Below are 13,509 nucleotides of genomic sequence, written 5' to 3'. Positions count from 1 at the left end.
GCATGGAATTGCTGACACAGGACGAATACAAATCCATCGCTGCCGGCCTGACCTTGCCCACGGGCGCCTTCATTGATGGCGCGTACCGCCCTGCGATCTCTGGCGAGACTTTTGAGACTGTTAACCCGGCGACTGGCGAAAAACTGGCTGACATCGCGGCCTGCGGCGCGGCGGATGTAGACTTCGCCGTAGAAAAGGCACGTGAGGCGTTTGACGATGGCCGATGGTCGAAGCTCCACCCATCCGATCGCAAAGACGTGCTGATCCGGCTGTGCAAGCTGATAACCCGTAACGCTCGCGAACTGGCGGTGATGGAGAGCATCGACAGTGGCAAGACGATCTATGACTGCGAAACCGTGGATGTGCCCGAAACCATCCACTGCCTGAATTGGCACGCCGAGGCGATCGACAAGATCTATGATCAGGTCTCGCCCGCCAGTGACGATCACATTGCCATGGTGGTCCGAGAGCCTATTGGCGTTGTGGGTTTGGTATTGCCCTGGAACTTCCCGCTGCTGATGCTTGCATGGAAGATTGGGCCTGCTCTGGCAGCAGGGTGTTCGGTGGTGGTGAAACCGGCAGCCGAGACCTCTCTGACCGCTCTTCGTCTGGCCGAGTTGGCGATGGAAGCTGGATTGCCACGTGGCATTCTGAACATCGTTCCGGGTGGCGGTGCGGACGTCGGCGAACCCATCGGGCGGCACATGGATATCGACATGGTCTCCTTCACCGGCTCAACCATCACCGGCAAACGTTTCCTGACCTATTCTGCCGAAAGCAACGCCAAGGAAGTGGTGCTGGAGATGGGTGGAAAGAACCCAGCCATCGTGATGGACGACGCCGAGAACCTCGACCGCGTTGCCGTGCACGTGGTGAATGGCGCGTTCTGGAATATGGGCGAGAACTGCTCGGCCTCATCGCGCCTGATCGTGCATAAGGATGTGAAGGCCGAACTGCTGGAGCGCATCGCGCACCACGCTAAACAGTGGAACATCGGCGACCCGCTGGACCCGGAGACCCGTATGGGCGCGCTGGTCAGTGAAAGCCACTACAACAAGGTTTGCGGCTATCTGGATCAGGCTGAGAGTGTGTTAATCGGCGGCAAGGCTGATAACGGATTTGTCGAAGCTACCGTGGTCGAAGTACCCGGCAACGATGCTCCCCTGGCGCGGGAAGAGATTTTTGGTCCCGTGTTGTCGGTGATCGAAGTCTCGGGGTTCGATGAGGCCCTCAGGATTGCCAATGACACCGAGTATGGGCTTTGCGCCTCAATCTTCACTGCGAACGCTAAACGCGCCATTCGTGGCGCGCGCGCGATCCGGGCAGGAACCGTGACCGTCAACAGCTTTGGCGAGGGCGATATCACCACGCCTTTTGGCGGTTACAAGCAATCGGGGTTTGGTGGGCGCGACAACTCGGTGCACGCCCACGACCAGTACACTCAGCTGAAGACCATTTGGATTGATCTGGCCGATGATGCGGATGAGGCCGTGGATTGAGTAACTATTCCGCGCGACAACAACCTGTCCATCGTGGGGCGGCTGCCTGGAATGCCATTTTGGGCAGCCAGCCACCGGCACAAGAGTTAGATACCCACATAACCGCCGATTTCGCCGTAGTTGGTGGAGGGTTCGCAGGTCTGACAGCAGCCCGTCGTCTGCTGCAATTGCAGCCAGACGCCAGGGTTGTCGTATTGGAAGCAGGGCGCGTGGCTGAGGGTGCGGCTGGCCGCAACTCAGGCTTCATGATCGACCTGCCTCATGATCTGTCCTCGTCGGATTACTCGGGTTCGGGGGACGACAAGGCGGTGATTGCGCTGAACCGACAAGCCATCGCATTTGCCCGCGGCGCAGTCGAGGAATACCAGATCGACCCGAACTACTTCGATCCGGTTGGCAAGGTGAACGGCGCCGCCAGTGCGGCCGGCCAGACACATAATGAAAGTTACGCCAAGCATCTGACAGATCTGGGTGAAACCAGCGAGATGCTGGACGTGCAGCAGATGTATGAACTGACCGGATCACGCCACTACGTTTCCGGACTTTACACGCCAGGTACCGTGATGCTGCAACCTGCAGGTTACGTTCGCGGGTTGAGTGCCGGCCTGTCCGGGGATGGCGTTAAGGTCTGCGAAAACTCGGCCGTTATCGGGTTCGAAAAACAGGGTGATGCATGGCTTGTCAAAACGCATCGTGGCTCGGTCAGCGCAGGAGCAGTCTTGTTGACCGTCAATGGTCACCTGGAAAGCTTCGGTATCGAACGGGGACGATTGATGCAGCTCTTCCTGTATGCCGTTATGACGCCAGAGTTGGACGAAAGTGATCTGTCGCGTCTCGGTGGGCAATCGCGCTGGGGCGTGACCCCATCGGATCCGATGGGCACCACCATGCGTCGGATCGATACCGGACAGGGTGGCAATCGCATCATCACCCGCACCTGCGCGACTTTGCGCCCCGACATGAAGGTTTCCAAGACCGATCTAACCCGGGCAACGAAAGTCATGCAGCGCAAATTCGACAAGAGATTCCCGAAGCTTGCGGGAATGCAGATGGAATATAAATGGGCGGGCCATCTTTGCCTCAGCCTCAATGGTGTCTCAGTCGCGCGCGAGATCGAGGAGGGTGTTTTTTCCGGCTGTGTTCAGAATGGGCTGGGAACAGCGCGCGGTACTCTGACAGGGATTGCAGCGGCAGAGATGGCCTGCGGGCACAGCTCGGACATCACTCGGTTTTTTGAGGGCGCAGACAAACCAAAACGCCTACCGCCACAGCCATTCCGAGAAATCGGGGCCAACATGGTTCTGCGTTGGAAAGAATGGCGCGCCGGTGACGAGTAGCAGCGGCGTACCCAAAGCCAATCAGGGCAGGCTAAGCTTGGCCATTCGCCCGCCGTCAACAGTATAGACCTGACCTGTGATAAAGCCGGATTCTTCTGCGGCCAGAAACGCAACGAGCGCAGCGACCTCATCCGGCGTTCCGGTTCGGCCGACGGGATGGATATCCCCGATATTTCGGCGAAACGCCTCGGGATCCGGCATGGAGTTGATGAAGCTCATGTTGAGTTCAGTGTCGATCCACCCCGGAGCAATCGCATTGCAGCGTATACCCTCGGCCCCGTGATCCACAGCCACGGCGCGAGTCAGACCGTGCAATCCGGCCTTTGACGCACAATAGGCCGCGTGGCCAGGATTACTTCCCAGCCCTTCGATCGAGCCAACGTTGACGATGCTGCCGCTAGTTTTGCGCAAATATGGCAGCGCTGCTTTAATCATCAGGAACGGCGCAGTCAGGTTTACCATCAGGTTGTTCTGCCAGTCCTCAACCGACATATCCTCGACAGTGGATTCCTGCATCATCCCGGCGTTGTTCACCACTACGTCGAGCTTACCTGCTGCCTCTATGACCTGAGAGATCACGGCGCTGGGGCCGTCGGGATTGCCAAGATCCATTTCGATCCCTTCGAACTCTACCTCCGGTCCGCGCTGTGCTGTGAATACGCGGGCACCCTCCTGCCGCAACCGCTTGGCAATCGCTCGTCCGATACCGCTGCGCCCGCCGGTTACCAGCGCGATTTTTCCAGCGAACCGGTTCATGATACCGGCTTCCCACCATTAACCTCGACCAGCGAACCACAGATGTATCGCGACGCGTCGGACACGAGAAACATAACCACGTCCGCAATATCGTCGGGTTCGGCAATCCGGCCCAAAGGAACCGTCTGTCCAAGTTCTGCCACCGCTGTATCCGGATCGAAGCCACGTTTGGCAAAACCGGTGCGCAGCATTGGCGTGTTCACCTCGTTCGGACAAACTGCATTGACGCGAATGCCCTGATGCGCGTGATCCATCCCCATACATTGCGTCAGCGATGCGATGGCAGCCTTGGTCATGCAATAAAGCGCGTGATTGCCACCCGGTCTCAATCCCCAGCACGAGCCGGTGTTAACAATCGCCCCGCCGCCGTTTTGTGCCATGATCGGAATTGCCGCCCTGCAAATACGGAACGGAGCCTCGACATTCACCCCCAAAGATAATGACCAGTCTGCATCCGAAGTATCCGTAACTGGTCCGCGTGTGATCACCCCTGCATTGTTGATCACGATATCTAACCCGCCCAGCAAAGCAGTGGCGGCTTTTGGCAATTCGTCCGAGTATCCCGGATCCAACAGATCACCGGGCAAATGCGCTTCGGCCTCGACATCCGCAACCGAACGATCCGCAACGGCGACGTGAACGCCCGCAGACCTTAGCTGGCTGACGATGGAGATGCCCAAGCCACCAGCCGCACCCGTAACCAGGGCTTTCTTGCCCTCAAGGTCCAATTTACTTCCGGTCATGCGAACGACTCCACAGGTGCGCCAAAGTTGCTTTCATCAGGCTGGATGCCCAGCCCGCTTCCCGTTGGAACCGAGATATGCCCGTCATTGATTTGGATACCTTTTTCGGTGTCGTAGTGACCTTCGATGTAAGGCTGAGCAAGCCAAACCCCCTCTAACAGATCGGAACGGACTGTCGCGCCTATATGGGTGCAGGCCGCGGCAATGATGTCGCCCCCCCAGCTGTCATCACAGGTATGAGGGAGGTTCCGCGCTTCACAAAGATCGCGGAAAGCGCGCATCGGCTGTAGACCACCGATACGGGTAATCTTCATGCCGTACCCGTCGACCAGACCAGTGCCAGCAGTCGTGACCGCAGCATTCAGGTTAACCCCACTTTCATCCATGTAAATGGCGTGACCTACTTGAGGGCGGATCATCTGAATATCCTCAATCGTATTGCAGGGCTGTTCCATCACAAATGGGATGTCAGGGCATTCGCGGCTGACCCTCAGTGCGTCGCGGGTGGTCCAGCCCCTATTGCCGTCGACTGCCAGGCGTATACCCTTACCTCGTACTACCTCCCAGACTTTGCGGATGGTTTCGATATCCAGGTCAACCGGGCGACCGCCAACCTTGATTTGTAAGCGGGGGAAACCTTCAGCGACCTTTTCTGCTGCCAGTCTTGCGATGTCGTCCGGTTCACCAACACCAGTTGCATAATAGGATGGTATTCTGTCCGTCGTTGCCCCACCCAACAGCGTCGCGACACTGATACCTAAATGTTTGCCCAATGCATCATGCACAGCGATATCAATCGCTGCCTTGGCATAGTTGTGACCGTTCAACAATTTATCCATCTGACGGTGCACAGGCAGAGGCAGAACCTCGGTGCCGATTAGTCCCGGAGCCATCTCTGTCAGCGCCGCACGTGCGCCGCTCGCGTGTGATTCAGCGTAGGTGGGGCCAACGGGACAGGTTTCACCCCAACCAATCAAACCGGTATCCGTTACCAGTTTGACCAAGGTCGTATTCAGCGACCACACTTGGGCATTTGCCATCGTGTAAGGGCCGTCTTTTACCGGCAATTCGTAGCTGTAGATATGTAGCTCGGCAATCTTCATGGCTGGATCTTTCAAAGCAATTGAGGAAACCGCCCCCGTGTCCGCGAGCGGTAGAAACCGTGTCCTTCAATAGGTCTGGTTCAACTCGTCTGCTGCGGGGATCTCACGCTCTCTGCGCGCTATGTAGTCGAGCAGTGCTTCGTTCTTTGCTTCGTCCAATTTGGGTTCTTCATACTCAGCGAGCAGTTTACGGGCACGTTTCAAAGCTCGCTCGGTAATCTCGACTTCGCCTTCAGCAGCCCACTGTTCGATTGAGTTGTTGTCGAACAGTTCTGGCATAAAGAACGCATCCTGAAAGTTCTGTTGTGTGTGAGGGTGACCCAGATAATGTCCGCCTGGTCCTACATCCGGGACGGCTGACACAGCCTCATCAAAGTCATGCCATTTGGGACCTTCGGCCATGCGATAAGCCATTGCACATTGTTCAGCATCAACGATGAATTTTGCGACCGAGCAGTGCATTCCAGCCTCGTTCCAGCCAGCGCTATGCCAGATGTAGTTGGCACCGGAATGAATGACGGCTTGAAGCGTAGTGGCAGACTCGTACCCAGCCTGCGCATCGAACGTCTTGGCACCACCAAGTGTGTTCGAGGTCCGCCAAGGAACCTCATAGTGCCGGGCCATTTGACCGATCATGAAGTTCATCAGACTGATCTCGGGCGTGCCCGCCATCGGAGCACCCGACTTCATCGAAACTGTCGACAGATAATGACCATAGATAGCGGGTGCGCCTTTGCGAATAACCTGCGTATAGGCCAGTGCAGACAGTGCCTCGGCATTCAACTGCGCCACCGTTGCGGGCACTGATGCGGGCGTGTTGGCACCACCCAGCACAAATGGCGAGCACAGAACCGGTTGATTGCGCCGACAGAACGCGCGCATCGCACCCAGCATGGTTTCATCCCAAACCAGAGGCGAGTTGCCGTTGCAATTGCCGGTGGTAACCGGATGGGTTTCCAGAAACTCCTCACCGAACAGGATGGCGCACATTTCCATCACGTCCTCGGCGTTCTTGGGAGAGGTCGTCATGCCCATGAACGTTTTGTCCGAATACTTCATTGACGAATAGGTAATCCGCAGATGCCGCTGACTGATCGGATGGTCGTAGGGCTCGACAATATGATGGGCCGAACTGTGCAGCGCCGGCATCATGTGTGCCAGCTTGTGAAACATCGCAAGGTCATCCAGCGTCGGATTGCGGCGCACGTCCTCCAGATCTCGCAGGAAAGGAGCCCCCGTCATCGGGACAAAGATCGAATGGTTGCCACCCAGGCGGACATTTTTGTGAGGGTCGCGCGCGTGGTAGGTAAAGTCAGACGGGATGGTGGAAATCAGTTCGCGTACGAGATGGCGATCCAGATAAACAAGTTCGCCCTCTACCTTTGCACCGGCCTTCTTCCAGTCCTCCAGTGCGATTGGGTCACGAAACTGAACTCCTACGTTTTCCAGGATGTCCATTGACGCGTTATCAATGCGTTCAACCTGGTCGGCATCCATGACTTCGCAATTCGGGATGTTGCGCTTAAGGCCGGGAAGCATATCAAATTTTGGTGCTGTCCGCTGTGCCCGACGGGCTGAACGCCCTCCGGCGCGGGCTCTTGTGGCTGTGGCAGAGGTAGTCATGTTGGTGATCTCCTTTGCCGCTATTTTTTTCGAGTGATCGTTTCTCCACATGCAGGAATGCGAAATGATTTTGCAGAATCCGACGCGACACGTTTGTCGCCACATTTTTGATGTGCAGCCAACTCAGCCGACCGGCACAACCTTTAGGTCGGGCGCGGGCATAATTGCGTGACAATGTCAGCGCCCACCCGCGTTTGGTGCAGGTTGCACTACTCGGTAGGTGTGGGCCCGAAGCAGTGGATTTTGCAGAAACTCTGAGTCCGTTCGTCGAGTTTGTTGTGCCTGGCACCACGGATGGCGATAACGCGCAAATTCGTGCGACCGAACCAGGATCGACAGTCCAAGAACGCTATTCACAGGGTGCTATGATCTAAAAAGAGAGACTTTGATTGAGCTCACCTGTAACCGATGTCTTTGCACTTAAGCTGAAGCTATTTGCCTATTCAGGCTCAACTAGTGGCAAAAATGCGACATAGTGAACTGGCAAATTCCTGCCGGGGAATTGACGGGTCTCTTTTTATAATCCGATAAATCGCCGTAAAACACCCTAACCACTCAAACCGGCAACTAAGTCTCTTGCAGATCAGCATTAGCAAAACCAACACGATTTGGCCGCGCCTGACCGGCGTCACCCGCGCTGCGATTGCGCTGGGATTTATTGTTCTCGTCTCTGCCTGCGCAAAGAACCCTAACGACGTGGATCTCGATCCGGAACGCCAGGCAATGGCACTGCAAGAGGTCTCAAAAAAACGAGCACGTGGGCAAAGAGTTTGGTGTGTGCCCTACGCACGAAATCTCAGTGGCATCGAAATTCGCGGCAACGCCAAGGACTGGTGGGGCAAGGCGCACAATATCTTTCAGCGAGGCAATGAACCGGTTGTCGGAGCAGTGATGTCATTCCGGGCAACCCGCGGTATGCCTTTGGGCCATGTGGCGGTCGTATCCAGTATTGTCACTGACCGGGAAGTCATCGTGAATCATGCCAACTGGCACCGCAACAAGGTGTCTTTGAAGATGGGCGTCAAGGATATATCCAAAAACAATGACTGGACGTTGGTCCGGGTAGAAAGCCAGCCAGGTCAATATGGCAGTCTCTACCCGGTAAACGGGTTCATCTACCCGAAAGCTGTTGAGTAGCCCAAATCAACTTCTTATTGCAGCCACCGCGAACCCCAGGAATGCGTCATGGGAGGCTCGGTGAGGAAGCTATCGAGGGCTGTTCTGGATGGGAATTCGAGGATGGCGATCAACGTACAGTCTTTTATTTCACCTTCGAGGGTCTCAGTGTTTCCGCTGCGTGAAAGATAGCGTCCGCCGTGCTTCTCAACCAGATTGTGGACGTTGAACCCGTCCGGTCCAGCTATCATCTGTAACTTTGATTTCCGCGATCAAGTAGACGCTCATTTTCGATTTCTTGCACAAGGGGCAACCGGGATGGTTCGCTCAAGTTAAGGAAGGGTGTCAACTCAGCCGAATCTCATCCAGTCACAGAACTGGATCGTACAGTATGTTCAGTGCTAGCTTGTTCTCTACGCTATTGCCCAGACTCAACCCACTCATGCACGGTGAAGCGCCCTGCCATGAGTCAGGCCATTCACTTTCTCGAGAATAGCGTCTGCGTCAATGCAGTGGTGGCGATATAGATCGCCGATCGTTCCGGTCTGACCAAAATGCTCGACACCCATTGGGATAGTCTGATGTCCAAGCACTGCCCCGAGCCAGGATAGAGTTGCAGGATGACCATCGATAACGGTGACGAGCTTGCAGTGTGGCGGAAGGTCGGACATCAGGGTTTCGATGTGAGAGCGTGCCGCTTGGTTGCCGCGAGAACGCGCTCGTTGCGCGGCGGTCCATCCGGCATTCAGGCGATCTGCGGATGTCACGGCCAATACCCCTATGTCGCGACGTCCTTCACCCATCATACCGGCGGCCTTGATTGCCTCCGGCGCGACTGCTCCTTGATAGGCGACTACAACTTCGCAATTGGGTCCGGGTTTCCGCAACCAATAGGCCCCATCGATGGCGCCTTGGCGGAACTCATCGTCGACACGCTTTCCAGGCTGTTCAATCGGGTTGGTCGTCAGGCGCAGGTAGACAGACCCTCCGGTTTCATCGCGCAGCCATGTGCGCTCGTCGGGCTGTCCTTCGCCATCGCGCTGCAGGTAGTCGAAGGCCCATTCCATAATCACCGCCAGCTCGTCGGCAAAGGCGGGTTCAAAAGCGGCCAACCCGTCTTGGCTCATCCCGATGAGCGGTGTTCCAACGGACTGGTGTGCTCCACCTTCTGGTGCGAGTGTGACGCCGGAGGGTGTGCCAACCAGCATGAAACGCGCGTCCTGATAACAGGCGTAATTCAGTGCATCGAGGCCGCGGCTGACAAATGGATCATAGACGGTGCCAATTGGGATTAGCCGCTTACCGAACAGCGAATGCGACAGACCCGCCGCTCCCAGAAGCAACATGAGGTTCATTTCGGCTATGCCAAGCTCGATATGCTGCCCTTCCGGCGCGAATTCCCATTTCGCCGTCGAAGGGATCCGGTGTTCTATAAAGGCGTCGGATTGTTCGGATCGAGCAAATAGCTTGCGCCTGTTCACCCAAGGACCAAGGCTTGTCGTGCCTGTCACATCTGGGGAGGTCGTCACTATGCGTTCGGCTAATGCGCTGTCGCCTTTTGATAGATCGTCAAGGATCTTGCCAAACGCCATCTGTGTCGAGATTTCGCGACTGGTGTCGATCTCGATGGTCGGCACATCCAGCTTGTCATCAAAATAGCGGCGCGGACCTTTGGCAAAGAACGGGGTGCTGGCCAGAAAACTCTTGAGCGCGTCTGGGTCTTGCACCGTCGCAAGCGGCTCCCATTCTTCGCCTTCTGGCACACCCATATGCGACTGCCACGCGGCGAACTGGCTGTTGTTCATCAGCCCGCCGTGATTGTCCTTGTGGCCTGCAATAGGGGTGCCCCAACCTTTGACTGTGTAGGCCAGGAAGCATGTCGGGCGATCATGATCGATGGCGGCAAATGTTTGGGCCATGGTCTCGACGCAGTTGCCGCCGAGGTTCTCCATAAGGGCTGCAAGCTCTGCATCCGTGCGCCGTTCGATCAGAGCGGTCACATCCCCTTGATCCCCCAGATCGTCCATGAGGCGCTGTCGCCAATTCGCACCACCCATGAAAGTTAAAGCGGAGTAATCCTGGTTGGGGCAAGCATCGATCCAGTCGCGCAGTCGGTCGCCGCCGGGCTCGTCGAAGGCAGCACGTTGCAAGACGCCATATTTCACACGAACGACATCCCAACTGAACGCATCGAAGATTTTCTCGATCCGTTCAAACAGTCCTTCCCGGACAATACCGTCCAGCGACTGTCGGTTGTAATCGATGATCCACCACGTGTTTCGTAAGTCGTTTTTCCAGCCTTCTTGTAATGCCTCATAGACGTTGCCTTCATCCAGTTCGGCGTCGCCTACCAGGGCTACCATACGACCCATTGGCGCATCTGAGCCCCAGCTTTTGGCCTTGATGTAGTCTTGAATGATCGAGGCAAACGAGGTGATCGCGACGCCTAAACCCACAGATCCGGTCGAGAAATCAACATCGTCAATGTCCTTGGTCCGGCTGGGATAACTTTGCACACCGCCAAATCCGCGGAAATTCTCCATCTTCTCGCGGGTCTGATTACCCATGAGATACTGCATCGCATGAAACACCGGCGAGGCATGCGGTTTTACTGCAACCCGGTCCTCAGGGCGTAAGGCCGAGAAATAGAGCGCGGTCATGATCGATACCATCGAAGCAGACGAAGCCTGATGGCCACCGATCTTGATCCCATCCACCTTTGTTCGGACATGGTTGGCATGGTGGATCATCCAATGAGACAACCACAGCAGGCGCTGTTCGACGATCTTTAGTTGTGTGGGATCAATGTGCATGGTGGTCTCCGGGTTCAGGCGGCGCTGCGGGCAGGGTAGGGCAAAGCCTGCTCTAGGTCTGTAAGGATATCTTCGACATCCTCTAGCCCGACGGACAGACGGATCAGGCCATCGCTGATCCCATGCTCGGCCCGCTCTTGCGGCGTATATGTCGAATGAGTCATGGATGCCGGGTGTTGGATCAGTGTTTCCGCGTCGCCCAAGGACACCGCACGCTGGATCATGTTCAGGCGGTTCATGAACTCAATCCCGCCGGACAGGCCGGACTTGATCTCGAACGCTATCATAGCGCCCGGTTGGGACATCTGTCGCTGCGCTACATCGTGCTGAGCGAAACTCTCAAGACCGGGGAAATAAACCTCGTCGACGGCAGGATGCGCTTCGAGGAAGTCTGCGACGACCTTGGCAGAGTCACAATGACGATCCAGACGAAGGTTCAGTGTTTTCAGACCACGTAGGATTAGCATCGCGTTGAAAGGCGCCATTACCGCGCCTGTCATATCCTTCATCCCAACAAGGCGGATCTCAGCAATCTGTTCAGCGGTTCCGACAACCAAGCCTGCGACCACGTCTCCATGCCCGCCGAGATATTTGGTAGCGGAGTGTAGGACGATATCTGCGCCGTGCTCGATCGGACGGGTCAGATAGGGGCTGGCATAAGTGTTATCGACGACGACCGTTGCACCGACCGAGTGCGCAATTTCGGCGCTGGCGGCGATGTCCACCAATCGCATGTTCGGATTGGCCGGGGTTTCGAAATAAACCACGCGGGTTTTGTCAGAAACGGCTGCTTTCAGGTTCTCGGGGTCTGTCATGTCGACATGTGTGATGGTGACCCCCCATTTTGCCAAACCGTGACGCATGAAGGCGAAGGTGCAGCCATAGAGCGTTTTATCCACGATGACTTCGTCACCTGGCGACAGCAGGGTCCAGAGCACTGCTGTGATCGCCCCCATGCCGCTTGAGAGAGCCAGCCCAGCCTCGGCCCCCTCAAGCACGGCAATGCGTTGTTCAAGAAGGTCGCAGGTGGGGTTTGAAATACGGCTGTAGATATGACCTTCACGCTCGCCCGCGAACATCTCTCCACCAGCCTCCGCGGTTTCGAAGGAAAACGTGGACGTCAAGTGCAGCGGCGGCGTCAGCGCGCCGTCATTTTCCAAAGGGTTGTAAGCGTGGTGAATGGCGCGGGTGGCAAATCCGGTTGAACGAGTCATTGCAAGCTCCTGATACATGTTGGAGCCAGTTTGCGCCTTTACTTTGGGCTATTGGTTGCGAAATATATCAATCTAATTGATACAATTGGCATATTCTGCCAAACAAGAGGGTAAAATGGACGCTAAGGACAGGCAGATCATTCGAGCGCTGCAGAGAGACGGGCGCATCACGAACCAGGATCTTGCCAACGAAGTGAACTTGTCTCCCTCGCCGTATTTGCGCCGGGTCAAAAACCTAGAAGCCAACGGAGTGATAAAGGGATACAGCGCCGACGTTGACGCTGCCGCGTATGGGATGGCCATTACCGTCTTCGTACGTATCCGGTTAGAGCGACACAATGAAACGGACGTTCAGAACTTCGAGAAACGCGTTCGGATGATCGATGAAGTTCTTGAATGCCACGTTCTTACCGGCGCAATGGACTACCAGTTGCGGGTTTTGGTATCGGATCTCGAGGCCTACGAGGAATTTATTCGTCACCGAATTCATCCGATCGGTGGAATAGCCTCGATCGATACCAGCTTTGTCTATGGAACGGTAAAAAAGACCGCTGTTTTTCCACCCGGATAGGAAGAGCGAGTCAGAATGAATTGTTCCCAACTGGCTAAATATCTTTTCTGTTTGAGTTTTTTTCGTCGCAATTTCCGATTGTCAGCTTCGCTATAGCCCCGAGTACCTGCGTAAAGCTGCCAGTGCGTTAGAGTTCTAGTAATGCTCAGGTTCAACGAACCTCGGACGCTGTCTTGAAAACAACAAAGGACCCCTCAGGGTCCTTGTTTTATTGGTCGGAGTGAGAGGATTCGAACCTCCGACCCCTGCCTCCCGAAGACAGTGCACGCCCTACAGGTGCATGCTTCAGTCAGTCGATGTCTGTCGCTGCACGACAACTGCGCGATAGCGCGCGGCCCTTGTTACATTGACACATACAGTGTCGCACGCTGTGTGCATGTGTTCAACAGTGTGTGCGATACGAATGGTTTGCTCTGATGTTTCACTTGGTGCGCAGCGAGTGACAAGAGTGACACGAGAGTGACAACACCTCTGCGACTGAGTTTATCAAACAATGGACAATTGCCGAGCGGCCCGATCAAGTGAGTTGAGCGACCTGTTACAACGTTTGCTGCACCTCCCTCCAGCCGCTTCGGTACGCCCCCCGCCCAAATCCAAACAAGGGCGTATTGCTGCGTTCGCCTGTAGGGCTGATGTCAGCCGTCCCCCTGTATGTACGTGACACTCGTGCGAACTGCGACGATCTATTCGTTGTTACGCGACTGGTCTCTCTTCTCAACAGTGTCTAGTCTATG

At 55.9% G+C, this 13,509-nt stretch carries 11 protein-coding genes; 4 read left to right on the top strand and 7 right to left on the bottom strand.

Features of this window, described 5'->3' with window-relative positions; all coding sequences use genetic code 11:
- Window positions 1-2: 2 nt before the first annotated feature.
- Together ACR0IO_RS11880 and ACR0IO_RS11875 are read left to right on the top strand one after the other, a co-directional pair.
- Window positions 3-1,499 carry an aldehyde dehydrogenase gene (locus ACR0IO_RS11880; RefSeq protein ID WP_480741870.1) on the top strand — a complete coding sequence of 499 codons (1,497 nt, stop codon included), beginning with the start codon at window positions 3-5 and terminating at the stop codon, window positions 1,497-1,499.
- Window positions 1,496-2,836 (top strand): NAD(P)/FAD-dependent oxidoreductase, encoded by a 1,341-nt coding sequence (locus tag ACR0IO_RS11875; RefSeq protein ID WP_480741869.1) that lies wholly within the window; start codon window positions 1,496-1,498, stop codon window positions 2,834-2,836. Before ACR0IO_RS11880 ends, ACR0IO_RS11875 begins: the two co-directional genes overlap by 4 nt.
- A 21-nt stretch (window positions 2,837-2,857) precedes the next feature.
- Here the strand turns inward: ACR0IO_RS11875 and ACR0IO_RS11870 are convergent, their stop codons facing one another.
- The 4 genes from ACR0IO_RS11870 to ACR0IO_RS11855 all read right to left on the bottom strand — a co-directional run bounded on the left by ACR0IO_RS11870 (window position 2,858) and on the right by ACR0IO_RS11855 (window position 7,061).
- Window positions 2,858-3,592 carry an SDR family NAD(P)-dependent oxidoreductase gene (locus tag ACR0IO_RS11870; RefSeq protein WP_480741868.1) on the bottom strand — a complete coding sequence of 245 codons (735 nt, stop codon included), beginning with the start codon at window positions 3,590-3,592 and terminating at the stop codon, window positions 2,858-2,860.
- A complete protein-coding gene (locus tag ACR0IO_RS11865; RefSeq protein ID WP_480741867.1) occupies window positions 3,589-4,335 on the bottom strand; it encodes an SDR family NAD(P)-dependent oxidoreductase in 747 nt (248 codons plus the stop codon). The genes ACR0IO_RS11870 and ACR0IO_RS11865 overlap by 4 nt, the downstream gene beginning before the upstream one ends.
- The gene (locus tag ACR0IO_RS11860) at window positions 4,332-5,438 is read right to left on the bottom strand and encodes a mandelate racemase/muconate lactonizing enzyme family protein (RefSeq protein ID WP_480741866.1); all 1,107 of its coding nucleotides are present in this window, start codon (window positions 5,436-5,438) and stop codon (window positions 4,332-4,334) included. Before ACR0IO_RS11860 ends, ACR0IO_RS11865 begins: the two co-directional genes overlap by 4 nt.
- 66 nt (window positions 5,439-5,504) lie before the next feature.
- Window positions 5,505-7,061 carry a trimethylamine methyltransferase family protein gene (locus ACR0IO_RS11855; protein WP_480741865.1) on the bottom strand — a complete coding sequence of 519 codons (1,557 nt, stop codon included), beginning with the start codon at window positions 7,059-7,061 and terminating at the stop codon, window positions 5,505-5,507.
- A gap of 576 nt (window positions 7,062-7,637) precedes the next feature.
- Between ACR0IO_RS11855 and ACR0IO_RS11850 the strand changes: the two genes are divergently transcribed.
- The gene (locus ACR0IO_RS11850) at window positions 7,638-8,198 is read left to right on the top strand and encodes a CHAP domain-containing protein (RefSeq protein WP_480741864.1); all 561 of its coding nucleotides are present in this window, start codon (window positions 7,638-7,640) and stop codon (window positions 8,196-8,198) included.
- Window positions 8,199-8,212: 14 nt separating this feature from the next.
- Here ACR0IO_RS11850 and ACR0IO_RS11845 read toward each other — a convergent pair whose 3' ends face one another.
- From ACR0IO_RS11845 to ACR0IO_RS11835, 3 genes are all read right to left on the bottom strand, one after another.
- On the bottom strand, window positions 8,213-8,428 hold the full coding sequence (locus ACR0IO_RS11845; RefSeq protein ID WP_480741863.1) for a DUF1330 domain-containing protein: 216 nt from the start codon (window positions 8,426-8,428) through the stop codon (window positions 8,213-8,215).
- Window positions 8,429-8,617: 189 nt separating this feature from the next.
- A complete protein-coding gene (locus ACR0IO_RS11840) occupies window positions 8,618-10,990 on the bottom strand; it encodes a 1-deoxy-D-xylulose-5-phosphate synthase N-terminal domain-containing protein (RefSeq protein ID WP_480741860.1) in 2,373 nt (790 codons plus the stop codon).
- 14 nt (window positions 10,991-11,004) lie between these two features.
- Window positions 11,005-12,204 (bottom strand): methionine gamma-lyase, encoded by a 1,200-nt coding sequence (locus ACR0IO_RS11835; RefSeq protein ID WP_480741858.1) that lies wholly within the window; start codon window positions 12,202-12,204, stop codon window positions 11,005-11,007.
- Between the two features lie 115 nt (window positions 12,205-12,319).
- On the opposite strand from ACR0IO_RS11835, the gene ACR0IO_RS11830 reads away from it, so the two are divergent.
- Entirely contained in the window at window positions 12,320-12,775 is a 456-nt protein-coding gene (locus ACR0IO_RS11830; RefSeq protein ID WP_480741856.1) for an Lrp/AsnC family transcriptional regulator, read from the top strand.
- The last annotated feature ends 734 nt before the right edge of the window (window positions 12,776-13,509 follow it).

It is taken from the genome of Ruegeria sp. CE12 (assembly GCF_056537525.1).
The sequence above is the reverse complement of the archived record's forward strand: the minus strand, read 5'-3'. Positions and strand labels throughout refer to the sequence as shown.